Annotated in this window: 1 protein-coding gene; it reads right to left on the bottom strand. The window is 44.0% G+C overall.

Going from position 1 to position 232, the window contains the following annotated elements:
• A partial coding sequence (locus tag KVT11_RS20730) for a fructose-bisphosphatase class II (RefSeq protein WP_217609229.1) occupies window positions 1–232 on the bottom strand: 232 nt, incomplete at both ends.

The raw sequence follows: 232 nt of genomic DNA, 5'->3' as shown, positions 1-232 counted from the left end.
TAATGGCTCCAGCAACGTCACCATCATCGATCAGCTTGATTCTTGCTCCAGCTTCTCTCAGCTCAGCAATGATCTTTTCATGACGCTCTCTGTTTAAAATTGTCGCAACAACATCTTCAATATCTTTGTTTTTCGCTTTTGCAACAGCACGAAGATTGACAATGACAGGCGCTTCAATGTCGATGCAGCCTACCGCTTCTGGACCTACTGCGATCTTATCCATGTACATATC

It is taken from the genome of Bacillus sp. GbtcB10 (assembly GCF_019091365.1).
Taxonomy (GTDB): Bacteria; Bacillota; Bacilli; order Bacillales; family Bacillaceae; genus Bacillus; species Bacillus altitudinis.
The sequence above is the reverse complement of the archived record's forward strand: the minus strand, read 5'-3'. Positions and strand labels throughout refer to the sequence as shown.